Origin of the sequence: Variovorax sp. Sphag1AA, from assembly GCF_014192575.1 — a bacterium.
Classification (GTDB): Bacteria; Pseudomonadota; Gammaproteobacteria; order Burkholderiales; family Burkholderiaceae_C; genus Variovorax.
In genome coordinates, this window is record NZ_JACHYC010000001.1 from 1,024,662 (window position 1) to 1,048,173 (window position 23,512).

A 23,512-nucleotide genomic window follows, 5' to 3' on the forward strand; every position below is an offset into this window, starting at 1 on the left:
CCAACTCCTTAGCCGAAACGGCCAGTGATGTAGTCCTCGGTCTCCTTGCGCTTGGGCTTGAAGAACATCTCTTCGGTCGCGCCGAATTCGATCAGGTCGCCGAGGTACATGTAGGCGGTGTAGTCGCTGCAGCGGGCGGCCTGCTGCATGTTGTGGGTCACGATCACCACGGTGTACTCGTTCTTGAGTTCGGCGATCAGTTCCTCGATCTTCGCAGTCGAGATCGGGTCGAGCGCCGAGCAAGGCTCGTCGAGCAGCAGCACTTCGGGCTTGATCGCGATGCCGCGAGCGATGCACAAACGCTGCTGCTGGCCGCCGGAGAGGCCCGAACCGCTTTGCTGCAGCTTGTCGCGAACTTCGGTCCACAGAGCCGCCTTCTTGAGCGCCCATTCGACACGATCATCCATCTCGGAAGCGCTGAGGTTCTCGAACAGCTTCACGCCAAAGGCGATGTTGTCGTAGATCGACATCGGGAACGGCGTCGGCTTCTGGAACACCATGCCGACCTTGGCGCGGATCAGCGCCACGTCCTGCTTGGAGGTCAGCAAGTTCTCGCCGTCGAGAGAGATCACGCCTTCGGCGCGCTGCTCCGGATACAGCTCGAACATGCGGTTGAAGGTGCGCAGCAAGGTCGACTTGCCGCAGCCCGACGGGCCGATGAAGGCCGTGACCTTGTTTTCGGGAATCTCGAGATTGATGCCCTTGAGCGCGTGGAACTTGCCGTAGTAGAAGTTCAGGTCCTTGACCGAAATCTTCGCGCGCGTGGCTTGAGCGGTGGAGGTTGGCATGTTGATCAGAGCTTGGTGCGCGTGAGAACCCGCGCGAGGATATTGAGTGCAAGAACCGCGAGCGTGATCAGGAACACGCCGGCCCAGGCCAGTTGTTGCCAGTTCTCGTAAGGGCTCATCGCGAACTTGAAGATGGTCACAGGCAGGCTGGCCATCGGCTGCGTCAGGTCGGCCGTCCAGAACTGATTGCTCAGGGCGGTGAAGAGCAGCGGCGCGGTTTCGCCTGCGATACGCGCCACGGCCAGCAGCACGCCGGTCACGACGCCCGCACGTGCGGCACGCAGGGTGATGCTCAGGATGACCTGCCACTTCGGCGTGCCGAGCGCATAGGCCGCTTCACGCAGGCCCGGCGGCACGAGCTGCAGCATGTTCTCGGTCGTGCGGATCACGACCGGGATCACGATCAGCGCGAGCGCCACGGCGCCGGCAATGCCCGAGAACGACCTGAACTGGGCCACGACGAGCGCATAGACAAACAGGCCGATCACGATCGACGGCGCCGACAGCAGGATGTCGTTGACGAAGCGGATGACCGCCGACAGCCAGCCCTTGGGGTTGTACTCGGCCAGGTAGATGCCGGCCATGATGCCGATCGGCGCGCCGATGAAGGTGGCAAGGGCCACCATCACCACCGAGCCGAAGATCGCGTTCGCGATGCCGCCAGCCTCGTTCGGCGGCGGGGTCATCTCGGTCAGCGCGGCGAGCGTGAGACCACCGAAGCCCAGGCGCAGCGTTTCCCAGAGGATCCAGATGAGCCAGAACACGCCGAAGGCCATCGCGGCAAGCGACAGCCCCAGGGCGATGATGTTGATGCGCTTGCGGCCGGCAAACTTGGCCGCGCGCGTTTCTTCGAGCGCTTTGGCGCTCAGCAGGCGTTCAGCGGTCGTCATGACTTCTTCCCTTCGCTCTTGCGCATCTGCGCCAGGAGCAGCTTCGACAGCGACAGCACCACGAACGTGATGAAGAACAGCACGAGGCCCAGGTACATCAGCGATGCCTGGTGCAAGCCAGCGCCGGCTTCCGCGAATTCGTTGGCGAGCACCGAAGTGATGCTGTTCGCCGCTTCGAAGACCGACAGCGACGAAAGCTGGTTGGTGTTGCCGATCACGAAAGTCACGGCCATCGTCTCGCCGAGCGCGCGGCCGAGGCCGAGCATCACGCCGCCGACGACGCCGGCCTTGGTGTAGGGCAGCACGACCTTCGAGACCACTTCCCACGTCGTGGAGCCGAGCCCATAGGCCGATTCCTTGAGCAAGGGCGGCGTGACTTCGAACACGTCGCGCATCACGGAGGCGATGAACGGGATGATCATGATCGCGAGGATGATCCCCGCCGACAAAATGCCGATGCCCACCGGTGGACCGGACACCAGCGCACCCAGGTACGGCACACCCGCGAACAGCTTCTGCAGCGGCTGCTGCACGTAGGTGGCGAGGATCGGGCCGAAGACCAGCAGACCCCACATGCCGTAGACGATCGAGGGCACCGCCGCGAGGAGTTCGATGGCGGTGCCGAGCGGCCGCTTGAGCCAGGCCGGCGACATCTCGGTGAGAAACAACGCGATACCGAAGCTCACGGGCACCGCAATCACCAAGGCGATGAACGATGTGGCCAACGTGCCGTAGATCATCACGAGGCCGCCAAATTCGTTCTGCACCGGATCCCACACGCTGCTGGTGAGGAAGCCAAGACCGAATTTGGAGATGGCTGGCCAGGCGCCAGCCAACAAGGAAAGGAGGATGCCGATCAGCATCGCGAGCGTGAGCAGCGCGGCGCCTTTGGCAGCGAGGCCGAACAGTCGATCGGCCGCGGGACCGGAACGCGGGCGCTTGACCGGCGGCGGGCTTGCTTTCGCGCGGGCGCGCTCGACGTTCACGTCGAGCGGCGTGGCGTTCGCAGGAAATGTGGATGACACAGGTCGCTCCGAAAGCGGCGCGCCATCAAGCGGATTGCCCATTGGCGCGCCAGGTGTCTTGCTTACTTGCCGGAAACCGGAGCGACGGGCTTGCCCGAGGCATCCTTGATGTCACCCCAGGCGGTGGCGATCACGCCCTTGACCTTGTCAGGCATCGGCACGTAATCAAGATCGCCGGCGGTCTTGTCACCGTTCTTGTAGGCCCAGTTGAAGAACTTCAGGGTCGTTGCGGCTTGTGCCGGCTTGTCCTGCGTCTTGTGCATCAGGATGAAGGTCGCGCCGGTGATGGGCCACGATTCCTTGCCCGACTGGTCGGTCAGCACCTGGTAGAAGGTCTTGCTCCAGTCCGCGCCAGCGGCAGCGGCCTTGAATGCGGAATCGTCCGGCGACACGAAGTTGCCGTCCTTGTTCTGCATCTGGGCGTAGTTCATCTTGTTCTGCTTGACGTAGGCGTACTCGACGTAGCCGATCGAGTTGGGCAGGCGGTTCACGAAAGCCGCGACGCCTTCATTACCCTTGCCGCCCGCGCCGGTGGGCCAGTTGACCGCCGTGCCGTCGCCGACCTTGGCCTTCCACTCGGGGTTGGCCTTGCTCAGGTAGTTGGTGAACAGGAAGGTGGTGCCGGAGCCGTCAGCGCGGCGAACCGGGGCGATTGCCGCGTCAGGCAGGTTCAGCGAGGGGTTCAGCGCCTTGATGGCCGGATCGCTCCACTTGGCGATCTTGCCCAGGTAGATGTCGCCGAGGACCTGGCCGCTGAGCTTGAGTTCGCCCGGCTTGATGCCCTGGATGTTGATGACCGGAACCACGCCGCCAATGACGGTCGGGAACTGCATCAGGCCCTTGCTCTTGAGTTCGTCATCCGACAGCGGCATGTCCGAAGCGCCGAAGTCCACGGTCTTGGCGTCGATCTGCTTGATGCCAGCGCCCGAACCGACGGACTGGTAGTTGATCTTGGCGCCGGTGGCCTTGTTGAAGTCGGCGGCCCACTTGGAATAGAGAGGTGCCGGGAAGCTGGCACCGGCGCCCGTGGCCTCTTCGGCGAAGGCGGAAACATGCGCGGCAAACGCGGCGGCGATCAGGCCGGCGGCTGCTACGAACTTGAACGTCATTTTCATAAGGCTTCCTTTGGTATGCACAAAAGCCCCCTTGCAGGGGTTGGCACGGACTCTAGAAACCTTGTGTGACAGTGCTATGACATCGCTGACAGAGGAGAATCCCCCTCCGGCCCGGACTGCAAAGTGTGACGCTGTCATCGAACCGTCATATGGCGCACCTAGCCTTGTTCCCTCGCCGAACGCGGCCGCCCGCACGCCCGTCCGGCTACGATCAAGCCCCGAAATCCCAACTTCAACATGCAAAACGGAACCCGCCTCGCCGCGGTCGATCTGGGATCGAACAGCTATCGACTGGAAATCGGCCGGGTCGATCACGGCCAGATCCACCGGACCGAGTACATCAAAGAGACCGTCCGACAGGGCAATGGCCTCGACAGTGCCCGCAATCTCACTCCTGAAGCCATGCAGCGAGGCTGGGACACCCTCGCCCGCTTCGCGGAACGGCTGGCCGGCTTCAAGCGTTCGGAAGTGCGCGCGGTCGCCACGCAGACGCTTCGCGAAGCCCGCAACCGCGACGAGTTCCTGTTGCGCGCACGCACCATTCTGGGTTTCGGGATCGACGTGATTTCCGGGCACGAGGAAGCCCGCCTGATCTATCTGGGCGTCGCCCACACACTGCCGCACACCGACGCCTCGAGCAGCGAGCGCCGGCTGGTGGTCGACATCGGCGGCCGCTCGACGGAAATCATCCTCGGCGAGGGGCTTACACCCGAGGCGATGGAGTCCTACCGCGTGGGCAGCGTCGCCTGGTCGATGAAGCACTTCGGGCAGGGTCTGTTCACGCCGGCCGCCTTCCGGGCCGCAGAGGTCGCGGCCAAGGCGGTGCTCGACGACGCGCTGTCGACCTATGTGCCGGACCGTTGGGACGTGGCCTACGGCTCGTCGGGCACGATCGGCGCGGTCGGCGACGTCCTCGTTGCCGCCGGTGGGGAGCCGGGAATCGTCACGCGCGAAGGGCTGGACTGGCTGCTCGACAGGCTCCTGAAGGCCGGCAGCGCCGACCGTCTGCGCATCGAAGGCATGCGCGAAGACCGCAAGGCGGTGATCGGCGGCGGCGTGAGCGTGCTGCGCGCGGTGTTCGACCTGCTCGAGATCGAGGAGATGCGGGTCGCCCAAGGCGCCCTGCGGCACGGCGTGCTCTATGAATTGCTGGAACGCGACGACGTCGTCGCCGATCTCCGCAGTTCCACCGTCAGCAGGCTGGCGAACCGTTTTGCGGTGGACGCCGCGCAAGCCCGCCGGGTCGGCGACACCGCCGCAGAACTGTTCCTGCAGCTCGAACCGCGCGCGCGCGGCGCCAGTACCACCAGCCGCGCCGGCCGCTCCCTGCGCAAGCTAGGCTGGGCGGCCAAGCTTCACGAGATCGGCACGCATGTGTCGCACAGCGACTATCACAAGCACGGCGCCTACATCCTGGACAACACGGAGGCGCCCGGTTTCGCGGTCAACGAGATGCACTGGCTCAGCCAGCTCGTGCTCGGGCATCGGGGCAAATTGCGCAAGCTCGAAATGGTCCTGGACGACGAGGCCTTTGTTTGGCAGCTTCTCGCCTTGCGGTTGGCCGTCATCCTCTGCCACGCGCGGCGGGATCCGGATCTCGAAGGCGTCAAGATCCTCCATTCCGCCGGGAGCCGGCAGTTCACGATCACCACGCGTCCGGACTGGCCTGAGCTGTATCCCCAGTCGAGCCATCTCCTGCGGGAGGAAGTCGTGGCGTGGCAAAGGACCAACTGGCGGGTCGATCTCGCCGGCAGCCTGAAGGCCGCGGCCTGAGAACTCTGCCCCTTCGGGGGCAGTCTTACATCAGCTCGGGAGCCTGGACCGTCACCACGACGGTCTGCACGTCGCCGTCGCGTTCGCGCGTGCGGATCCACCAGACCGAGCCCTTGCGCACCGGGCAACTGTCCTGCTGCAGCCCGAGCAGCAGCGAAATCGCCTGCCCGAGGGAGGGCTGGTGGCCGACCATCAGCACCACCGACTTTCCGTTGGGCCAGCCCGCGGCAGCGAGCAGCGCATCGGGTGTCGTGTCAGGCGCCAGTTCGCTGCGCAGTTTGTACTTGCGGCCGAGCGCAAGAACCGTCTGCTCGCAACGACGCGCCGGGCTGCAGACGATGCGTGTGCCTTCCGGCAGTTGACGGTCCAGCCATGCGGCCATGCGCTTGGCCTGCTTTTCGCCGCGAGGCGTGAGCGAGCGTTGCATGTCGTCCATGCCCTCGACCCACTCGTCGGCCTCCGCGTGGCGCCAGAAAATCAGATCCATGGTGTCAGCTCCGTGGTGCGGCGCGCCGGAATCCGCGCGATGCATAACGATTCATGAGCGCCATTTGAGCGCCGTGGGCTTCGACGGTGCGTGACGCGCCCTCTTCGCCCGCGTGGGTGTCCTTGTAAACACGGTGATAGACACCGTCGGAATCCAGGTTCCAGGCATCGCGTCCGTCGTGCAGATACGCCACGAGGCATTCGTCGATCAGGCGCTGGCGCAACACCGGATCGGTCACCGGCCAGGCCAGCTCCATGCGCCGCAGCATGTTGCGGTTCATCCAGTCGGCGCTCGACAGGTAGAGCGACTCGTCGCTCCCTTGCCTGAAATAGAAGACGCGGGAATGCTCCAGGAACCGCCCGATCACCGAACGGACGCGGATGTTGTCGGTCAGCCCTGGCACTTTGGCGGGCAAGGTGCACGCGCCGCGCACGATCAGGTCGATCTTCACGCCCTTCTGCCCTGCCTTCACCAGCGCGGCGATGAGCGCCTCGTCGGTCAGCGCGTTCATCTTCGCGACGATGCGCGTCGGTTCCCCGGCAGCCGAGGCCGCGCCCAGCGCATCGATGCGTGCGATCAGGTTGCGATGCAGGTCGAAGGGCGCCAGCCAGATCCGGTGAAGTTTCGGCAGGCGGCTCTGGCCGGCCATGTGGACGAACACGGCCTCCATATCCGCCGTGAGCATCGGATCAGCCGTCAGGTGGCTGATGTCGGTATAGAGCGCGGCAGTGCGCGGGTTGTAGTTGCCGGTGGACAGGTGGCCATAGCGGCGCATCTGCTTGCCTTCGCGCCGCGTGACCAGCAGCATCTTCGCGTGGGTCTTGAGGCCGACCACGCCGTAGACCACCTGCGCGCCGATCGATTCGAGCATCTCGGCCCAGTTGATGTTGGCCTCTTCGTCGAAGCGCGCCTTAAGTTCGACGACCGCGGTCACTTCCTTGCCGCGCCGCACGGCTTCGCGCAGCAGATCCATCATCTGCGAGTCGGCACCGGTGCGGTAGATAGTCTGCTTGATCGCGAGCACCTGCGGGTCGTATACCGCTTCGCGCAGGAATGCGAGCACGCCTTCGAAGCTCTCGAATGGCTGGTGAATAAGCACGTCGCCCTGCTGCATCCGCTCGAAGAAGGACTGCCCCGGCGACAGGGCCACCGGGTACGAAGCCTGATAGGGCTGGAAGCGCAGTTGAGGCTCGTCCAGCAGATCGATCATCTGCGCGACGCGCGCGAGGTTGACCGGCCCGTGCACGCGATAGAGCGCCTGTGGCGGCAAGTCGAACTGCGCGAGCAGGAAGCTCGCGAGCGATTCAGCGCAGCTCGACGACACCTCCAGGCGCACGGCCTGCCCGAAATGACGATGCTGCAGACCTTGCCGAAGCGCGGTCCGGAGGTTCTTGACGTCTTCCTCGTCCACTGCGAGATCGGAATGCCGCGTCACCCGGAACTGGGAGAACTCGCCCACCTCGCGCCCCGGGAACATGCTCGACAGGTGCGCCCGCACCACGCTCGACAGCGCGATGAACAGCGTCTTGCCGCCCGACACCTTGGCCGGCATGCGGATCATGCGCGGCAGCACGCGCGGCACCTTCAGGATGGCGATCGGGTTCTCGCGGCCGAAGGCGTCCTTGCCGCTCAGGCGCACGATGAAGTTCAGCGACTTGTTGGCGACCTGCGGGAACGGATGCGCTGGATCCAGCCCGACCGGAATGAGCAGCGGACGAACCTCGCGTTCGAAGTAGTCATGCACCCATTTGCGCTGGACCGCGTTGCGCTCACCGTGCGAAATGATCTGGATGCCCTTGGCCGCGAAGGCCGGGATGAGCTCGTCGTTATAGAGCGCGTATTGCCGACCCACCAGCGAATGGGCCGCTTCGGCCAGCCGCTCGAACGAATCGACGTTGTAGTTTCCCTTGCGTTCGCCGGCGATGTGCGCCGCGAGGTGCGGCGCGGCGCGAACCTCGAAGAACTCGTCGAGATTCGAGGAAACGATGGTGAGGTAGCGAAGCCGCTCGATCAGCGGCACCTCGGGACGGTGAGCCCAGTCGAGCACGCGCTCGTTGAAAGCCAGGATGGCATGGTCACGATCAAGCAGCGTGAGCCCGGGTTTGACGGGGACGCTCAGGGTGTCGCCGGATTCCGGCAACGGGGCAACGAACTCAGGGGCAGCCGACACAGATGCAACCTTAGACCAAAACACGGCAGCTTATGACAGTTGCGTGACGGTTATATGACGAGCGCCCCCACTGCCTCAATCGCCCGGATTGCCGAGGAAATGCTTGCGATAGCGCGCCGGCAAGTCTTCGATGCGCATCAGCATCGGCAGATCGGCGGTGTTGAAGTCTGGATCCCATGCCGGTGGGCCGAGTACCTTGGCCCCGAGGCGCAGGTAGCCCTTGATCAGTGCGGGCGGCTCGATGTCGATCGAGTCATCCAGCCGGTGCACTGGCAGCGGCAGGCGCGGTTGCACGTGATATTGGATGGGTGCGAGGTGCGTTGCCGACAGTTGGCGCCAGATGCTTGCTGCGGCATCGCCGCTGGTCACGCCGTTGTGCCACATCGGGATGCTGGCGCAGCCGATCATGGTGTCGAGGCCGTTGCGATTCATGAAGCCGGCCAACGCGCCCCAGAGCGCAAGGATCACGCCGCCCTGACGGTGCTGGGCGTGGACGCAACTGCGGCCGAGCTCGACCATGCGTTCACGCAGATCGCGCAGCCGGGTCAGGTCGAATTCGGTGTCGCTGTAGGTGCTGCCGACCCGGCGCGCCTGTGCTGGCGTGAGCACCCGGTAGGTGCCAATCACCTGCCCGGTGGCGTCGTCGCGCACCAGCAAGTGTTCGCAGAAGTCGTCGAACAGGTCCACGTCATGGCCCTCGACCGGCGTCGAAAGACGCGCACCCATCTCTCCGGCGAAGACTTCATAGCGAAGACGCTGCGCCGCACGAACTTCGTCCAGATGACGCGCCCAGCTCACGCTGATACCGCCCGCCGCCTCCTTCGCCACCGGCTCCGCCGACTTCGGCACGGTGATTGCATCGGAGCGCTGAGCCGAGTTCTGGGCAGGCCAGAGGGCGGCACGCAGGCCCAGTTGCGAGAACGGAAACGTCGGTGTGGGCAGTTCTTTCATGCGGGGTCCCTTTCTGCGGACGGAGTCTCGGCACCCGTGGTGAAACAAGCGTGTCAATCCAGTGGCAATTGCGTGACTTGCACCAAATCCGTCGCATCGGCGTTTAATGCCGGGGATTCGATCAACGGAGCCTTGGAGTTTTGATGGCCAATGAAGTACGTATCGAGGTCGAGACCCGCCGCCACCAGATGTTTCCGGTGCTCAGCGCCGCGGACATCGAGCGCATCCGCCGCTTCGGCACCATTCGCCACTACGAGGACGGCGATTGCCTGTTCACTGCCGGTGAAACCGGGCCGGGCATGTTCGTCGTGCTGGATGGCGTCGTGGCGATCACGCAACGCGATGGACTGGGACACATCGTGCCGATCGAACGCCAGGGTCCGGGCCAGTTCCTGGCCGAAGTCGCGCAGCTCTCCGGGCGACCCGCTCTCGTCGACGGTCACGCCGAAGGCCGCGTCGAGACCCTCCTCGTGCCGCCCGATCAATTGCGCGCGTTGATCATTGCCGAAGCCGACCTCGGGGAGCGCCTTGTGCGCGCGATGATCCTCCGACGGGTAGCGCTCATCGAATCGGGCGCGAGCGGACCGGTCCTCATCGGCCCGCCGCAGTCGGCGGCCCTGTTGCGCATCCAGAACTTCCTCGGCCGCAACGGCCATCCCTACCACGTCGTCGATGCGACGCAGGATCGCGATGCCGCGGCCCTGCTCGAACAATATGGCGAAGCCGAACTGTTGGTGGTCTGCCCCGACGGCTCCGTTTCGGTCAACCCGACCGAGAACGCGCTGGGGCGCTGCCTCGGCATGGTCGACACCATCGAGCGTCAGGAGCTTTTCGACGTGCTGGTGGTCGGTGCGGGTCCAGCAGGGCTTGCGACGGCGGTCTATGCGGCATCCGAAGGGCTGCGCGTCATCGTCGTCGATTGCCGATTCTTCGGCGGGCAGGCCGGCGCGAGCGCGCGCATCGAAAACTACTTGGGCTTCCCGACCGGCATTTCCGGCGGCGCGCTGGCCGGCCGCGCCTACGTGCAGGCGCAGAAGTTCGGCGTCGAAATGCTGATCCCGGCGCAAGTGTTGTCGCTCGACTGCACCGAGGCGGAAACGAAGGGCGAGGTCGCCGTGCAACTGGTGGACGGCCGCCGACTGCGCTCGAAGACCGTGGTGATCGCCAGCGGCGCGCGCTACCGCCGGCCCGAGGTGCCGCGCATTGGCGAATTCGAGGGACGCGGTATCTGGTACTGGGCGTCTGCGCTCGAAGCGAAGCTGTGCGCGGAGCAGGAAGTCGCACTGGTCGGCGGCGGCAACTCTGCCGGACAAGCTGCGGTGTTCCTCTCGCAGCACGCGGCCAAGGTCAACGTGCTGGTGCGCGGCCCGTCGCTCGCGGCCACGATGTCGCGCTACCTCATCGACCGCATCGAGGCCACGCCGAACATTTCGCTGCACCCCCACACCGAGCTCGTGCGGCTGCACGGCGAACCCGCCACCGGACTGAACGGCGCAACCTGGCGTGACCGCCAAAGCGACGGCCTGCATGACTGCCCTGCCCGCAACCTCTTTCTGTTCATCGGTGCGGTGCCCGAAACGGACTGGCTCGGAGGCTGCGGCGTCGCGCTCGACAGGAATGGCTTCGTCCTCACCGGGTCGGAGGCGCGCGGCGGCTTTCCGGCCAAGACGGCTGCAGCGCTCGAATCGAGCGTGCCCGGTGTGTTCGCGGTGGGCGATGTGCGCTCGGGGTCGGTCAAACGCGTCGGCGGAGCGATCGGTGAAGGCGCGGCGGTCGTGGCGCTCATCCATCAGCACCTGGCGGAGCGGGAGCGCGCGGTGGCCTGAAGGCATCGCCTGCACGAATCGGCGACGACGGCTATGCTGGCCGGCCTCTCATCACTCTCCCGGATCCAGAGACATGTCCCAAGCACCCATCGACGTCTATTCGTGGGCCACGCCGAACGGCCATAAGGTTCACATCATGCTCGAGGAATGCGGCCTCCCCTACCGCGCGCATCCCGTCAACATCGGCAAGGGCGACCAGTTCGAGCCCGCCTTCCTGAAGATCAGCCCCAACAACAAGATCCCTGCCATCACAGACCCGGAGGGACCGGACGGCAAACCGATTTCGCTCTTCGAATCGGGCGCGATCCTGGTCTACCTCGCCGGCAAGACTGGCAAGTTCCTTCCGGAAGGCGACCGCGGCCGCTTCGACGTGCTGCAGTGGCTGATGTTCCAGATGGGCAGCGTCGGGCCGATGCTCGGGCAGACGCATCACTTCCGAAACTACGCGCCGGAGAAGATCCAGTACGCCATCGATCGCTATTCGAACGAAACCAAGCGCATCTACGGCGTGATCGACAAGCAGCTTTCGACGCACAAGTTCATCGCAGGCGACAGCTACACCATCGCTGACATCGCGATCTTCCCGTGGCTGCGCAGCTACGAGAACCAGGGCATCACACTCGAAGACTTTCCGCACCTGAAGCAGTGGTTCGAAGGCATCGCGGCGCGGCCGGCGGTGCAACGCGGCGTCAAGGTGCTAGCAGACCTGCGCACGCCGATCACGGGCGACAAGGAACGCGAAATTCTCTTTGGCAAGACGCAATATCAGCGTCGTTGATCGAGTGAATCCAAAACATCCCACAAGTCGGGTTAGAATCGTGGGCTTGTCGGGGTGTAGCGCAGCCTGGTAGCGCATCTGCTTTGGGAGCAGAGGGTCGCGAGTTCGAATCCCGCCGCCCCGACCATCAAAAACGAAAATGCCCGCATCGATGTCCATCGTTGCGGGCATTCTTCATTTGCATTCGCACACAGCCCCTCGCGTACACATACCTTGCGGATTCCCTGCAACACGAGTGGTCGCTCCTGCCTTGCAGACCGCCCGCTCGGAGTACGAGCACCTGACATCGCAGCCAAGACAGGCCCCCTCGACGGGCGCCGCACAGTAGTTGCCCACCAGCGGTGGTTCCAATGCGCTACCCGCGGGCTTTCCAAGGTCGGCGCATCCGCTGAGCAGGACCGCCGCCGCAAGCAGGAGACATCTCATCCGCAACCCCATATGACGTTTCAGGTGCCCGGAGTATGGGCCAAGCATGATCGCGTTCGCATCACAATCCGCCCATTGCGAAATCAACCCACGGAGACGACATGGACCTTCGACTGACCGGCAAACACGTACTCGTCACGGGAGGCAGCCGCGGCATCGGACTGGCCTGCGCGCGAGCCTTCCTCAAGGAAGGCGCGAAGGTCAGCATCGCCGGCCGCAGCGCCGAGCATCTCCAGGCGGCGGCAGCGCAGCTCCTGGAAGAAGGTCACTCGGTCGGCGGCTACAGCGCAGACCTGGGCGACCCGCGCGCAGCGCAGAACATGGTCGACGCGGTGCAGGCCGAGTCCGGGCCGATCGACATCCTCGTCAACTCTGCCGGCGCCGCGCGCCGCACGCCCTTCGACGAACTGCGGCCGCAGAACTGGCAGGACGCGATGCAGGCCAAGTTCTTCACCTACATCAACGTGATGGACCCCGTGATCAAGGGCATGGGGGAACGCGGATCGGGCGCGATCGTGAACGTGATCGGCATGGGCGGCAAGGTGGCCACGCCCACGCATCTCGCGGGCGGCGCCGCCAACGCGGCACTGATGCTGGCCACGGCCGGCCTCGCCGCTGCGTACGGACCGCGAGGCGTTCGCGTCAACGCGGTCAATCCTGCGTTGACGCTGACCGATCGCATGGCCGAAGGCATCGCAGCCGACGCGCGCCTGCGCAAGATTCCGGAAGCCGACGTGCTGCGCGACGCCCAGTCGCGCCTGCCGCTCGGCCGACTCGCAATGCCCGAGGACATCGCCAACGTGGTGGTCTTCCTCGCCTCGCCAGGTGCGGGCTACATTTCCGGCGCGATCATCTCGATGGATGGCGCGGCGACCCCGATGGTGGTCTGAATCCGCGCCGCTTTAGAATTCGCACCCGCACTCACTGCCCGTAGCTCAGTTGGATAGAGCACCTGCCTTCTAAGCAGGTTGTCGGGGGTTCGATCCCCTCCGGGCAGGCCACATTTCCGGCCCTGAGCGACCGACTTGTCGTTGTCGGATGCCGCCAGGAACAGTCGCCAAAACACCACCGACAGCCATACACTGGCGGCCCGACCGATTGCGCCGCCTTGCCACCCTGGCGAAGACTGACTCCACGGCGCCGCAAGCGAACCTGCCCACGACCCGAGGAAAAAAGTCCATGCTCAAGTTCCTGTTCCGATGGCTCGCGATTGCTCTTGTTGCCGGCGCCGCGCACGCGCAGGTCCCGCCTTATCCACCCGGCTTCAAGACGCAGGAGCTTGCCGTGAACGGCACGACACTGCATGTCCGCGTCGGCGGCAAGGGGCCGGCAGTCACGCTGCTTCACGGCTTCGGCGAAACCGGCGACATGTGGGCACCGATGGCTGCCGACCTGATGAAGGACCACACCGTCGTCGTGCCCGATCTGCGCGGCATGGGGCTCTCGGCGCATCCGGCCGGCGGCTTCGACAAGAAGACCCAGGGCGTCGACATCGCGCAGGTGCTCGACAAGCTCAAGATCGACAAGACCGATCTCGTCACCCACGACATCGGCAACATGGTCGGCTTTGCCTTTGCTGCGCAGTACCGCGACCGGGTCGGGAAATTCGTGCTCATCGATGCACCCGTCCCCGGCGTCGGCCCGTGGGAAGAGATTCTGAAGAACCCATTGCTCTGGCACTTCCGTTTCGGCGGTCCGGACATGGAGCGCCTCGTGGCCGGCCGCGAACGGATCTACCTCGACCGGTTCTGGAACGAGTTCTCCGCCGACCCGAAGAAGTTCGACGAAGCCTCGCGCCGCCACTACGCGAAGCTCTACGCGCTGCCCGGCGCCATGCACTCGGGCTTCGCGCAGTTCGCGGCCTTCGATCAGGATGCGATCGACAACAAGGCGTTCCTGGCCCAGGGCAAGCTGACCGCGCCGGTCCTGGCCCTGGGTGGCGAGAAGTCGTTCGGACCGACCATGGCCGTGGTCATGCGCGCCGCCGCGGACAACGTGACCGAGGGCATCGTGCCCGCATCGGGCCACTGGATCATGGAAGAGAACCCGAAGGCCACCGTCAAGCTAGTGCGCGAGTTCCTGAACGGCGCGAACTGAGTCGCGCGAGACACCTGCCGGGCTGCGTGCGCCGATCAGCGCCATGTTGCGCATGATCTCGGACGCGAGGATGCCGATGGCGTGCCGCACGCCCGGCTCCCCCGCCACGGCACCCGCGTAGTTGAAGGGCCGGCCCACGAAGACGAATTTCGCGCCCAGCGCCAGCGCGAGCAACACGTCGTTGCCGCGGCGGAAACCGCTGTCGATCATCACCGGATAGTCGCGGTCGCCGAGCGCCTCGACGACCTTCGGCAGCATGCGCATCGGCGTCACTGCGCCGTCGAGCTGGCGTCCCCCGTGGTTCGACAGGATGATCCCGTCGGCCCCCTGCTCGCGCGCCAGCAGCGCGTCGCGCGGGTCGAGGATGCCCTTGACCACCAGGTGACCCTTCCAGCGTTTGCGTATCAGCGCGAGGTGCTCCCAGTTCAGATGGTCGCGTGCGCCGAAGTCGCGCATCACGCTGGACGACAGGATCGGCGCCCCGCGTGAAGCCTGCGAGTTCTCGAAGTGCGGCATGCCGTGCCGAACCAGTGTGCGCAGCGCCGTCTTGAAGAGCCAACCCGGATGCGTGATGCCATCCAGCGCCAGGCGCAGGCTCGGACGCAACGGCGTGGAGAAGCCGGCGCGGATGTTGTTCTCGCGGTTGCCCGACACCGGTGTGTCAACCGTGACCACCAGCGTGCCGAAGCCGGCGCGCTCCACGCGGTCGAGCAGCTTCAGGATGCGATCCGGTTCGCCCGGCACGTAGGCCTGGAACCACGCCGCCGGATTGGCACGCGCGACTTCTTCCATCGGGATCAGCGAGGTACCGCTCAGGATCATCGGCACATTGGTGGCCGCAGCGGCCTGCGCCTGCACCAGGTCGCCGCGGTAGGCCGACAACGCGCTGATGCCCATCGGTGCGATGCCGAACGGCGCTGCGTACCGATGCCCGAATAAGGCCGTGGCCAGCGTGCGTGCGGCGGTGTCGACGAGAACGCGCGGCACCCACGCATAGTCCTCGAACGCACTGCGATTGGCGCGCAGCGAGCGGTTCGTCTCGCAACCACCGGACACGTACGCGAAGATGGGCTTGGGCAAGAAGCGCCGCGCCGCATGCTCGAAGTCATCCAGCGACAGCATGCGACGCAGCTTGCGCGGCAGCTTCTTCGCCGCGCTTGCGCCGGGCGCCGATGAGCTCGGCGCAGCGACGTTGTCCAGGCTTGTCGAGGCGGGCGTCATGGCGGCACTCACACCGGCAGGCCCTTGGCGCGAAGGGTCGCGTCGAAGCGCTCGGGATCGGACTTGCCGGCTTCGTTGTCGGCGCGGATCTTCGCTTCCTTGACCAGATGCGCGCGGCTTCGCGCGAGGATGTCGGCGCATTCCGAAGCAGGAATGGCAATGACGCCATCCGCATCGCCGACGATGAGATCGCCAGCCAGCACCGCCATGCCGGCGCAGGAGACCGGGATGTTGATCTCGCCGGGGCCATCCTTGCTCGGGCCGCGATGGGTGTGGCCCTTGGCGAAGATCGGCATGCCCTCCTCCGCCCACTCGCACAGGTCACGGATCGCGCCGTCGATCACCAGACCACCGAGGCGCTTGAAGACGCAGGTGGTGCGGATCAGCCCACCGACCAGCGCCTGGGACACATCGCCACCGCCGTCGATCACGAGTACATCGCCGGGCTGCACCATCATCAGCGCCTTGTGGATCATCAGGTTGTCGCCCGGTCGCACGCGCACCGTGACGGCCGGACCGCACAACACCGTGTCGAGCCGCGCGTGGTACTGGCGCAGGCCGACGGTGCCGATGTTGCGGCTCATGGAATCACCGATCGCCGCGACCGGGATGTCGCGGAAGGCCGCCACGAGTTCGGCCGACGGCCCCTCGGCACGCGGGTTGATGCGATAGCCGGCGGGCCACTGGACGGTGGGTTCGGTGCTCATGGGATCTCCGGAAGACGATTGAAACTTGGACAAGAAGGGATCAGGAAAAGACCTGTGGATTGACGCAGGCCGACGGATCAACCGGCGCGCCCTGCAGCCAGCCGAGCACGTTGCGTGCGGCCCCGCTGGCCATGCCAGCCAGTGCAGCCGGCGTGGAGCCGCCCACATGCGGCGTCAGCACGACGTTCGGCTGTGCGGCGAGCGGACTGCCCGCGGGCAGCGGCTCGATCGCCATGGTGTCGAGGCCGGCGGCGTGAAGCTGGCCCGTCTGCAGCGCGGCGATCAGCGCCGGCTCATCCACCACCTCACCACGCGCGGTGTTCACGAGGATCGCGCCGCGCCGCATCGCGTTGAACTGCGCCGCGCCGAGCATGTTGCGTGTGTGTTTGTTCAAGGGCACATGCAGGCTGAGCACATCGACCATTGGCAACAACGCATCGAGCGAAGCCACCAGGCGAACGCCTTCGACCGGGCTCTTTCCGTCCGAAAGAGCCGGATCGAAAGCTGCGACATCCATGCCGAGCGCCATGCACACCGTCGCGACGCGCTGGCCGATCTGGCCGAAGCCGACGAGCCCGAGGGTCTGGCCGTGCAGCTCGACGCCGTCCTGTGCGCGCGACCAGCGGCCGGCGTGCAGTTCCCCGTCCATCCAGGCGATGCGCCGCGCAGCCGCGAACATCAAGCCCAGCGTCATCTCCGCCACCGATTGCGCATTGGCGCCCGGCGTCACATACACCGGGATGCCGCGCGACGTGGCGGCATCGACATCGATGTTGCTCACGCCCACGCCGTGCTTGGAAATGACCTTGAGCGTCGGACACGAGGCGATGGCCCGTGCAGAAAGCTGCACCGTGCGCGAGATCACCGCATCGACGGGCTGCGTCGCCATGATGTGCTCGACCTCTTCAGCGCTGTCCGGGTTGGCGAGATAGAGGACCCGCGCGCCTGCCTGCGCCAGCAGATCGGCGCCGGCCTTCGCAAGCTTGGGCGCGGTGACCAGGATGGTGGGATTCACTTGTCGTTCTTTCCTGCGCGCGCTCAGTCGAGCTTGATGTTGGCTTCGCGGATCAGCGTTCCCCACTTCTGGTGCTCGCTGCGGATGTAGTCCGCGAACTGCTTCGGCGTGGACTCGGCCGCGGCCGTGCTGCCTTCCACCGCCAGCTTCTCGATCACGTCGGGCCGCTTGAGGATCTTCTGCACTTCGCTGTTGATGCGTTCGACCACCGCCGGCGGCGTGCCGGCCGGCGCGACGACGCCGGTCCAGGTGATCGCGTCGAAGCCCGGGTAGCCCGACTCGGCCACGGTGGGCACCGAAGCCAGTTGCGACACCGTCTTCAGCCGCTGCGGCGAGCTGATGGCCAGTGCGCGCACCTTGCCGCCGGCCAGTTGCGGGATCGCGACCGGCGTATTGGCGAAGTTCAGCTCCACCTGGTTGCCCAGCAGGTCGGTCATCGCGGGGCCCGCTCCCTTGTAGGGCACGTTGAGGATCTTGATGCCCGCGCGACGCTCGAGCATCTCGCCCGCGAGGTGGCCGACGGTGCCGTTGCCCGCCAGCCCGATGCGCAGCGACTCCGGCTTGGCCTTCGACGCGGCGACCACATCGGCCAGCGTCTTGTACGGCGACGACGCATTCACAAGCAGCACCACCGGCTGCGACGCGACCGGCGCGATCGGCGCGAAGTCCGTCAGCGGGTCGAAGGGCATCTTGGTGTACAGGGCCGGATTGATCGCGAGGTTGGCGGTCTGCCCGAGTCCCAGGGTGTAGCCATCGGGCGTGGCCTTGGCAACCGCATCGAGCCCGATGTTGCCGCCCGCGCCGGGCCGGTTGTCGACCACGATCGTCCAGCCGGCCTGCGTGGTCAGTTTCTCGGCTAGGAGCCGCGCCACGAAGTCCGTGCCGCCGCCGGGTGGGAAAGGAACGATCAGCTTGATCGGCTTGGAGGGCCAGGCCGTCTGCGCGAAGCTGCCGCAGGCCACCATTGCAAGGGCGGCGCCCGCGATCCAGCGTTGTGAACGATTCATGTGCATGTCTCCTGTTGGTGAGCGAATTCTCAAAAACCCGACTCATTCCGTCCATTCGATAATGTTCATCTTTCGATTCCTCGGAGATATGAATGGACGTCCAACTTCGAGACCTGCGGTATTTCGAGGTCGTGGCCGAACTGGGGCACGTCGGGCAGGCTGCTGACAAGATCGGCCGCACCCAGCCGGCATTGACCAAGGCGATCCAGCGGCTGGAGGAAGCCTTCGGCACCGCGCTGTTCGAGCGGCAAGGCCGCGGCATACGGCTCACTGCGGTCGGCGAAGTGCTACTGGCACGTGCGCGCGTGCTGCGCGGCGCGACGGAAGAGGCGTTGCGCGAAGTGGGCGACTTCGCCAAGGGCAATGCGGGCCACGTGCGCATCGGCAGCGGGCCCATCGCGGCGGACCACGTGCTGCCCGAAATCTGCAGCATGCTGCTGGCCGAAGCGAGCGAGACCACCATCGACATCACCGTTGCGCCCAGCATCGCCTTGCGCGAGCGGCTGCGCGAAGGCGCGATCGACCTGCTGATCGGCCTCATGCCCCAGCACGACGACGACTTCGTGGCCCACTCGATCGTGGAAGACGTGGTCGTGGTCGCGACCAGCCCGGATCACCCGGTCTTCCAGCTACCGAAGATCACGATGGAGTCGCTTCTCGAATGGCGCTGGGTGCTGCCTGTGAACTCGATCGTCAGCCGGCAATGGCTCGATGCGGCCTTCCGCTCGCGAGGCCTGCCGACGCCGAGGGCTCAGATCGACGCCAATTCGATTCCGCTGCTGCCGAGACTGATCGCGCGCACCCATCTGCTGAGCTTTCTCTCGCGGCACACCCTGAACACGAGCGGCGCGGCGAATGCATTGCGTGAAGTGCCGCTGAAAGAGACGACCCTCCGACGTCACCTGGGCGTCACCTATCGCAAGGAAGGCTATCTGTCGCCGGCCGCGCAGCGGCTCGTGGCGTTGCTGCGTGCGCGCGGCAAGCGGCTCTACACGTCAGCGCTGGCGTGACGGCGCGGCGTTGGGCTTCGCGAGCATCCACGCGGCGGCGGTGGTGGCGAGGATCTTTGCGATCGGCGTGACTTGCATCTGAACTGAGGAACACATGGGTTCCGGCGAATCTACCGGGCCCATATGGCAGCGCCGTGACGGCCCTCGCGGTCAGCGCCGAAGGTTGAGCTTGTAGCGGAACGTGTCGGCCCGGTAGACCGCCATCTCGACATGGATCGGGCCGCCGTCCGCGAGATGCAGCAGCCGCTCGACCTCGAGCACCGGCGCGCCCGGCTCGAGATGCAGCAACTTCGCGTCCTGCGGCCGCGCAAGGCCGGCGCCGATCGCCAGTTGCGCCTCGCCGATCTTCAAACCGCCTTCGTGCTCGAAGACATCGATCAGGTCGCGTTGCGAGAAATCGACCCGGGCCAGCTTTTCGCCCAGGAAGCGTGGCAGGTACGAGTTGTTCACCGACAGCGGCTCGCGGTCGAGATAGCGCAGCGTCTGGAGGTGATAGACGCTCTCGCCGGAAGGCAAGCCCAACTGGCGCGCCACGGCAGCCGGCGCCCTGACTTCGCGCCACATCAGCCGCTTGCTGCTCACGGAGTGCTGCTCCATCGCCAGCGCTTCGTTCAGGCCCTCCAGCCGGTTCAGGCTCTGCGCCGCCTTCGGATGGGACACGAACGCACCCTTTCCGTGCAGCTTGACGATCAAGCCCTCCGACTGGAGCGCGCCCAGCGCCTGGCGAACGGTGATCCGGCTCACGCCGTGCTCGGCCGTGAGTTCGGACTCCGAGGGCAGCTTGGCGCCGGGCGCGAGCCGTCCATCGAGGATGCGCGCACGCAAGGCATCGCGAAGCTGGGCGTGCAGCGACTGCGGAAGTTCAGACATGCAAGACCCCCATGCAGTCCCTGGCATGCGGTTTGCATGACTTGTTATAACTTGTCATAACGAGTATTCTCTCGCACCGTCTGGGTGCTTTTTCTTTTCGTTCATTCATCGTTCGAGGAAACAACCATGCCTGCTACCCACGCCCGCCTTCGCTTCTTCGCTGCCGCGCTCGCGCTCGGCGTCACTGCCGGGGCCGTCCAGGCCGAGGGCTATCCCACCAAGCCGATCTCGCTGATTGTGCCGTTCTCGGCCGGCGGCGGCGTCGACGCGACCGCACGCCTGCTCACACCCAAGCTCGGAGAAATCCTGAAGCAACCGGTGGTCATCGAGAACGTTGCCGGGGCCGCGGGCACCATCGGCACGCAGAAGGTGGCGCGCTCGGCTGCAGACGGCTACACGCTGCTCTTTGCGGTGGCCAGCCCGCTCAACGTCGCGCCGCTGGTCGCCCCGTCGGCGGTGCGCTACGACACCTTCAAGGACTTCGTGCCCGTCGCGACGGTGGGCACCTCGCCCTTCGTGCTGATCGGCAAGACGGCACTTCCGGCGCGCAATGCGACTGAGCTCATCCAGCTGGCAAAGGCCCAGCCGGGCAAGCTCAACTTCGGCACCGACGGCGTCGGCACCTCGCTGCACATCACCGCGGAGATGTTCAAGCAGCGCGCCGGGATCGACATCGTGCACGTGCCCTACAAGTCGGGTCCGCAGGTGCTGACCGACGTGGCCGGCGGGCAGGTCGACCTCGCGGTGCTGCCGCTGACGCTCGCACAGCCTTTCATCAAGGATGGCAAAGTCCGGGCCTTCGGCGTGACGTCGCTGTCGCGTTCGCCCTCGGCGCCCGACATTCCCACGCTGGCGGAGACGCCGGCACTCAAGGATTTCGAGATGGACTCGTGGCTCGGTGTGCTGGCCCCCGCCGGCACACCGCCCGCGGTGATCTCCGCCTGGACCGCCGCGCTGGAAGCGGCCCTCAAGGACCCTGAGATCGCCCGCAAGCTGGCGGACGTAGCCGTCAAGCCGCAGTTGATCCGCGGCCCCGCCTTCGGCGAATACCTCGCGAAAGAGCGCAAGGCCATTGCGGGCGTGGTGCAGACCGCCAACATCAAGGCGGAATAGAAGTAAGAAGGAGACCCGACGAATGCCCCTCATGTTGTCCGGCGCCTGGATCGTGCTGCCCGCCATCGTGCTGGCTGGCGCGCTGATTGGCGCCACAGGCATCGGGGGCGTTCTGCTGGTGCCGGTGCTGACCACGCTCGGCGGCGTGCCCCTGCCGCAGGCGATCGCGGCCGCCTCGCTGGGCTTTGCACTGCCTGCGCTCGTCGCGCTCGGCCCGTTGCGCCGCGAACCAGCATTGCTGGCGCGCTGCCTTCCGTTGCTGGGCGGCGCGCTGCTGGGTGCGGGTGCGGGTGCCTTCCTGGTGCGCTGGATACCCGGGACCGCGCTCATGGCCGGCGTGACCGTGCTGGTGCTGTTCTCCGGCTGGCGCGGTTTGCGCGCATCGACGGCCGCGGCGCCGCACACCGAAGTGCGCCTTGCACCCGCCGCCCTGTTCGGCGTCGGCGCGTTGGTGGGCCTGGGTTCCGCGCTGACTGGCACGGGCGGGCCGGTGCTGGTGCTGCCCTTGCTCATGCTGCTCGGGCAGCCGCTCGCGTTTTCCGTGGTCGCCGCGCAGGCGATCCAGCTCCCCGTGGCGCTGGCCAGCAGCACGGTGCACGCGATCGAAGGGCGGCTCGAACCACGGCTCGCCCTGCTTGCGGGCCTGCTGATGCTCGTGGGCTCCATCGCGGGCCAGCGCGCGGCCGCTCGCCTCGACCGGCTGCAACTGCAGCGACTGGTCTCCCTGCTCCTCCTGACGGTGGGCGCCTGGTTCGCCTGGCTGCTCCTGTCATGACCCTTCACCTGGACCCATCATGCTTTCTCGCGAACTCCTGAGCACTTCCAGCGACCTGCTGCTCGCGCCCGAGTGGGTCATGCTCCCCGAAGGCCCGCGGCAAGACATGGCAGTGGTCGTGCGCAACGGCCGTTTCCTCGCAGTGGGCCCGTTGGCAGAAGTCATCGCGGCGCACCCCTCGCTCGCGCCGGTGGCGTTGCCCCAGCACCTGCTGATGCCGGGCCTGATCGACACCCACACCCACCTGACGCAGTCCTTCGGCAAGGCGCTGGCCTTCGGCGAGCCGTCAGAAATCTTCCGCCGCATCTGGGTGCCGATGGAGTCCACGCTCGACGAACACGCCGCCTACCTTGCGACCAAGCTTTCAGCGCTCGAATCGCTGCGCGGCGGCTTCACCACAGTGGTCGATGCCGGCACCCGGTCCGAAGCCGGTCTGGACGCGGTCGCCTCCGCCGCGCGCGACGTGGGCATCCGCTGCGTGCTCGGCAAGATCTGCAACGACGCCGGGCTCGAAGGCGACGAGGCAGCGACGCGACGCATTCTTGATTCGGCGAAAGGCTTCCTGTCGCAGCTCGAGCACGATCCGCTGGTGCATCCCTCGCTCGCGATCTCGATCCCCGAGGCCGCGACCGACCGCATGCTTCGCGACGTCGCCGCGCTGACCCGGGAGAGCGGCCGGCGCTTTCAGACCCACGTCAACGAGCACCTGGCGGCCGTCGAGCGATCGCTGGTCGCGCGCGGACTGCGACCGCTCGAACTCTTGCACGCGTGTGGCGCACTGAACGAATCGGCGCTGCTCGCGCACGCAACGCTGCTCACGCCGCGCGAGATCGGCCTCCTGCGCGACAGCGGCGCCGCCGTCGCCTACAACCCGGTCGCCAGCCAATGGAAAGGCAACGCAGTGCTGGACGCCGGGCTAATCGCGATGTTGGGCGTGCCCTTCGGCCTGGGCACCGACGGGACGCGCGCGGACGGTTTCCGCCTGATGGACGCGGCCGAGGCCACCCAGCGCCTGACCCAAGGCCTGGCCAACGGCGATTCGTCCTGCGGCGGAGGCTGGCTCTGGCTCGACCATGCCACCCACGACGGCGCAGCCGCCGCGGGCCTCGGCGGCATGACGGGCCGCATCGCGCCGGGCCTCGCCGCCGATTTCCTGCTGTTGGACCTTGACGTGCCGGAATTCGTGCCGAGCTGGGACCTGGGCTGGGAATTGGTGCGCTTTGCCAATCGCGACCAGATCGCGGCCGTGTTCGTCAACGGGTCCATGCGCCTGTGGAAGGGCTGGCCGGTCGACTGGGACGCGCGTGCCCTGATGCGCGAAGTGGCCGATATCGCCCGCCGCGACGTGCAGCGCGCGCCCATCCATCGGGTCCATCCAGTGTCCAGCACACACCGTGCACAGCAGCAAGCCGGCCAGCCAACGCCCTAGGCCGCGTCGCACAAGCGCCTCATCGTTCCGCCGACAGCG

Annotated in this window: 21 protein-coding genes and 2 tRNA genes; 11 read left to right on the forward strand and 12 right to left on the reverse strand. The window is 66.1% G+C overall.

Annotated elements, in window-relative coordinates; genetic code table 11:
- Positions 1 to 8 precede the first annotated feature (8 nt).
- The 4 genes from pstB to pstS all read right to left on the reverse strand — a co-directional run bounded on the left by pstB (position 9) and on the right by pstS (position 3,818).
- The gene (gene pstB, locus FHW64_RS05010) at positions 9 to 788 is read right to left on the reverse strand and encodes a phosphate ABC transporter ATP-binding protein PstB (RefSeq protein WP_184523613.1); all 780 of its coding nucleotides are present in this window, start codon (positions 786 to 788) and stop codon (positions 9 to 11) included.
- A gap of 5 nt (positions 789 to 793) precedes the next feature.
- A complete protein-coding gene (pstA, locus tag FHW64_RS05015) occupies positions 794 to 1,678 on the reverse strand; it encodes a phosphate ABC transporter permease PstA (RefSeq protein ID WP_184523615.1) in 885 nt (294 codons plus the stop codon).
- On the reverse strand, positions 1,675 to 2,703 hold the full coding sequence (gene pstC / locus FHW64_RS05020) for a phosphate ABC transporter permease subunit PstC (protein WP_409350595.1): 1,029 nt from the start codon (positions 2,701 to 2,703) through the stop codon (positions 1,675 to 1,677). Before pstC ends, pstA begins: the two co-directional genes overlap by 4 nt.
- 62 nt (positions 2,704 to 2,765) lie before the next feature.
- The gene (gene pstS, locus FHW64_RS05025; RefSeq protein ID WP_184523620.1) at positions 2,766 to 3,818 is read right to left on the reverse strand and encodes a phosphate ABC transporter substrate-binding protein PstS; all 1,053 of its coding nucleotides are present in this window, start codon (positions 3,816 to 3,818) and stop codon (positions 2,766 to 2,768) included.
- Between the two features lie 237 nt (positions 3,819 to 4,055).
- Here pstS and FHW64_RS05030 point away from each other — a divergent pair, with 237 nt between their 5' ends.
- A complete protein-coding gene (locus FHW64_RS05030; RefSeq protein WP_184523622.1) occupies positions 4,056 to 5,591 on the forward strand; it encodes a Ppx/GppA phosphatase family protein in 1,536 nt (511 codons plus the stop codon).
- 25 nt (positions 5,592 to 5,616) lie between these two features.
- Here the strand turns inward: FHW64_RS05030 and FHW64_RS05035 are convergent, their stop codons facing one another.
- The 3 genes from FHW64_RS05035 to FHW64_RS05045 form a co-directional block, all read right to left on the reverse strand.
- Entirely contained in the window at positions 5,617 to 6,078 is a 462-nt protein-coding gene (locus FHW64_RS05035; protein WP_184523624.1) for a histidine phosphatase family protein, read from the reverse strand.
- Positions 6,079 to 6,082: 4 nt separating this feature from the next.
- On the reverse strand, positions 6,083 to 8,218 hold the full coding sequence (ppk1, locus tag FHW64_RS05040; protein ID WP_184524273.1) for a polyphosphate kinase 1: 2,136 nt from the start codon (positions 8,216 to 8,218) through the stop codon (positions 6,083 to 6,085).
- Positions 8,219 to 8,323: 105 nt separating this feature from the next.
- Positions 8,324 to 9,199, reverse strand: a complete 876-nt coding sequence (locus FHW64_RS05045; RefSeq protein ID WP_184523626.1) for a GNAT family N-acetyltransferase — start codon at positions 9,197 to 9,199, stop codon at positions 8,324 to 8,326.
- Positions 9,200 to 9,342: 143 nt separating this feature from the next.
- Here FHW64_RS05045 and FHW64_RS05050 point away from each other — a divergent pair, with 143 nt between their 5' ends.
- The 6 genes from FHW64_RS05050 to FHW64_RS05075 all read left to right on the forward strand — a co-directional run bounded on the left by FHW64_RS05050 (position 9,343) and on the right by FHW64_RS05075 (position 14,326).
- Positions 9,343 to 11,025 (forward strand): FAD-dependent oxidoreductase, encoded by a 1,683-nt coding sequence (locus FHW64_RS05050; protein WP_184523628.1) that lies wholly within the window; start codon positions 9,343 to 9,345, stop codon positions 11,023 to 11,025.
- 73 nt (positions 11,026 to 11,098) lie between these two features.
- Positions 11,099 to 11,803: a glutathione binding-like protein gene (locus FHW64_RS05055; RefSeq protein WP_184523630.1), complete on the forward strand. Its 705-nt coding sequence runs from the start codon at positions 11,099 to 11,101 to the stop codon at positions 11,801 to 11,803.
- A gap of 50 nt (positions 11,804 to 11,853) precedes the next feature.
- Positions 11,854 to 11,930 (forward strand) — tRNA-Pro (locus FHW64_RS05060).
- 400 nt (positions 11,931 to 12,330) lie between these two features.
- Positions 12,331 to 13,119: an SDR family oxidoreductase gene (locus tag FHW64_RS05065; protein WP_184523632.1), complete on the forward strand. Its 789-nt coding sequence runs from the start codon at positions 12,331 to 12,333 to the stop codon at positions 13,117 to 13,119.
- A 34-nt stretch (positions 13,120 to 13,153) separates the two neighbouring features.
- Positions 13,154 to 13,230, forward strand: a tRNA-Arg gene (locus FHW64_RS05070).
- Positions 13,231 to 13,408: 178 nt separating this feature from the next.
- The gene (locus FHW64_RS05075; protein ID WP_184523634.1) at positions 13,409 to 14,326 is read left to right on the forward strand and encodes an alpha/beta fold hydrolase; all 918 of its coding nucleotides are present in this window, start codon (positions 13,409 to 13,411) and stop codon (positions 14,324 to 14,326) included.
- Here FHW64_RS05075 and FHW64_RS05080 read toward each other — a convergent pair.
- The 4 genes from FHW64_RS05080 to FHW64_RS05095 are packed head-to-tail and all read right to left on the reverse strand — an operon-like array spanning position 14,294 to position 18,276.
- Positions 14,294 to 15,547: an alpha-hydroxy acid oxidase gene (locus FHW64_RS05080; RefSeq protein ID WP_184523636.1), complete on the reverse strand. Its 1,254-nt coding sequence runs from the start codon at positions 15,545 to 15,547 to the stop codon at positions 14,294 to 14,296. The genes FHW64_RS05075 and FHW64_RS05080 overlap by 33 nt on opposite strands.
- A gap of 8 nt (positions 15,548 to 15,555) precedes the next feature.
- A complete protein-coding gene (locus tag FHW64_RS05085; RefSeq protein ID WP_184523638.1) occupies positions 15,556 to 16,254 on the reverse strand; it encodes an RraA family protein in 699 nt (232 codons plus the stop codon).
- 40 nt (positions 16,255 to 16,294) lie between these two features.
- The gene (locus FHW64_RS05090; RefSeq protein ID WP_184523641.1) at positions 16,295 to 17,269 is read right to left on the reverse strand and encodes a hydroxyacid dehydrogenase; all 975 of its coding nucleotides are present in this window, start codon (positions 17,267 to 17,269) and stop codon (positions 16,295 to 16,297) included.
- Between the two features lie 23 nt (positions 17,270 to 17,292).
- Positions 17,293 to 18,276, reverse strand: coding sequence for a tripartite tricarboxylate transporter substrate binding protein (locus FHW64_RS05095; RefSeq protein WP_184523643.1), 984 nt, complete (start codon positions 18,274 to 18,276; stop codon positions 17,293 to 17,295).
- Between the two features lie 92 nt (positions 18,277 to 18,368).
- Here FHW64_RS05095 and FHW64_RS05100 point away from each other — a divergent pair, with 92 nt between their 5' ends.
- A complete protein-coding gene (locus tag FHW64_RS05100; protein WP_184523645.1) occupies positions 18,369 to 19,286 on the forward strand; it encodes a LysR family transcriptional regulator in 918 nt (305 codons plus the stop codon).
- Positions 19,287 to 19,436: 150 nt separating this feature from the next.
- Here FHW64_RS05100 and FHW64_RS05105 read toward each other — a convergent pair whose 3' ends face one another.
- The gene (locus FHW64_RS05105) at positions 19,437 to 20,156 is read right to left on the reverse strand and encodes a GntR family transcriptional regulator (RefSeq protein WP_184523647.1); all 720 of its coding nucleotides are present in this window, start codon (positions 20,154 to 20,156) and stop codon (positions 19,437 to 19,439) included.
- Between the two features lie 126 nt (positions 20,157 to 20,282).
- Here FHW64_RS05105 and FHW64_RS05110 point away from each other — a divergent pair, with 126 nt between their 5' ends.
- Genes FHW64_RS05110 through FHW64_RS05120 form a run of 3 tightly spaced genes read left to right on the forward strand, consistent with a single transcriptional unit; the run spans position 20,283 to position 23,473 of the window.
- Positions 20,283 to 21,269, forward strand: coding sequence for a tripartite tricarboxylate transporter substrate binding protein (locus FHW64_RS05110; RefSeq protein WP_184523649.1), 987 nt, complete (start codon positions 20,283 to 20,285; stop codon positions 21,267 to 21,269).
- 22 nt (positions 21,270 to 21,291) lie between these two features.
- Positions 21,292 to 22,044, forward strand: a complete 753-nt coding sequence (locus tag FHW64_RS05115; protein ID WP_184523651.1) for a sulfite exporter TauE/SafE family protein — start codon at positions 21,292 to 21,294, stop codon at positions 22,042 to 22,044.
- Between the two features lie 19 nt (positions 22,045 to 22,063).
- Positions 22,064 to 23,473, forward strand: a complete 1,410-nt coding sequence (locus FHW64_RS05120) for an amidohydrolase family protein (RefSeq protein ID WP_184523653.1) — start codon at positions 22,064 to 22,066, stop codon at positions 23,471 to 23,473.
- The last annotated feature ends 39 nt before the right edge of the window (positions 23,474 to 23,512 follow it).

Coding starts and splice junctions, on each gene's coding strand:
- pstB (WP_184523613.1), bottom strand. CDS start 788: ATGCCAACCTCCACCGCTCAAGCCACGCGCGCGAAGATTTCGGTCAAG.
- pstA (WP_184523615.1), bottom strand. CDS start 1,678: ATGACGACCGCTGAACGCCTGCTGAGCGCCAAAGCGCTCGAAGAAACG.
- pstS (WP_184523620.1), bottom strand. CDS start 3,818: ATGAAAATGACGTTCAAGTTCGTAGCAGCCGCCGGCCTGATCGCCGCC.
- FHW64_RS05030 (WP_184523622.1), top strand. CDS start 4,056: ATGCAAAACGGAACCCGCCTCGCCGCGGTCGATCTGGGATCGAACAGC.
- FHW64_RS05035 (WP_184523624.1), bottom strand. CDS start 6,078: ATGGATCTGATTTTCTGGCGCCACGCGGAGGCCGACGAGTGGGTCGAG.
- FHW64_RS05045 (WP_184523626.1), bottom strand. CDS start 9,199: ATGAAAGAACTGCCCACACCGACGTTTCCGTTCTCGCAACTGGGCCTG.
- FHW64_RS05050 (WP_184523628.1), top strand. CDS start 9,343: ATGGCCAATGAAGTACGTATCGAGGTCGAGACCCGCCGCCACCAGATG.
- FHW64_RS05055 (WP_184523630.1), top strand. CDS start 11,099: ATGTCCCAAGCACCCATCGACGTCTATTCGTGGGCCACGCCGAACGGC.
- FHW64_RS05065 (WP_184523632.1), top strand. CDS start 12,331: ATGGACCTTCGACTGACCGGCAAACACGTACTCGTCACGGGAGGCAGC.
- FHW64_RS05075 (WP_184523634.1), top strand. CDS start 13,409: ATGCTCAAGTTCCTGTTCCGATGGCTCGCGATTGCTCTTGTTGCCGGC.
- FHW64_RS05080 (WP_184523636.1), bottom strand. CDS start 15,547: ATGACGCCCGCCTCGACAAGCCTGGACAACGTCGCTGCGCCGAGCTCA.
- FHW64_RS05085 (WP_184523638.1), bottom strand. CDS start 16,254: ATGAGCACCGAACCCACCGTCCAGTGGCCCGCCGGCTATCGCATCAAC.
- FHW64_RS05095 (WP_184523643.1), bottom strand. CDS start 18,276: ATGAATCGTTCACAACGCTGGATCGCGGGCGCCGCCCTTGCAATGGTG.
- FHW64_RS05100 (WP_184523645.1), top strand. CDS start 18,369: ATGGACGTCCAACTTCGAGACCTGCGGTATTTCGAGGTCGTGGCCGAA.
- FHW64_RS05105 (WP_184523647.1), bottom strand. CDS start 20,156: ATGTCTGAACTTCCGCAGTCGCTGCACGCCCAGCTTCGCGATGCCTTG.
- FHW64_RS05110 (WP_184523649.1), top strand. CDS start 20,283: ATGCCTGCTACCCACGCCCGCCTTCGCTTCTTCGCTGCCGCGCTCGCG.
- FHW64_RS05115 (WP_184523651.1), top strand. CDS start 21,292: ATGCCCCTCATGTTGTCCGGCGCCTGGATCGTGCTGCCCGCCATCGTG.
- FHW64_RS05120 (WP_184523653.1), top strand. CDS start 22,064: ATGCTTTCTCGCGAACTCCTGAGCACTTCCAGCGACCTGCTGCTCGCG.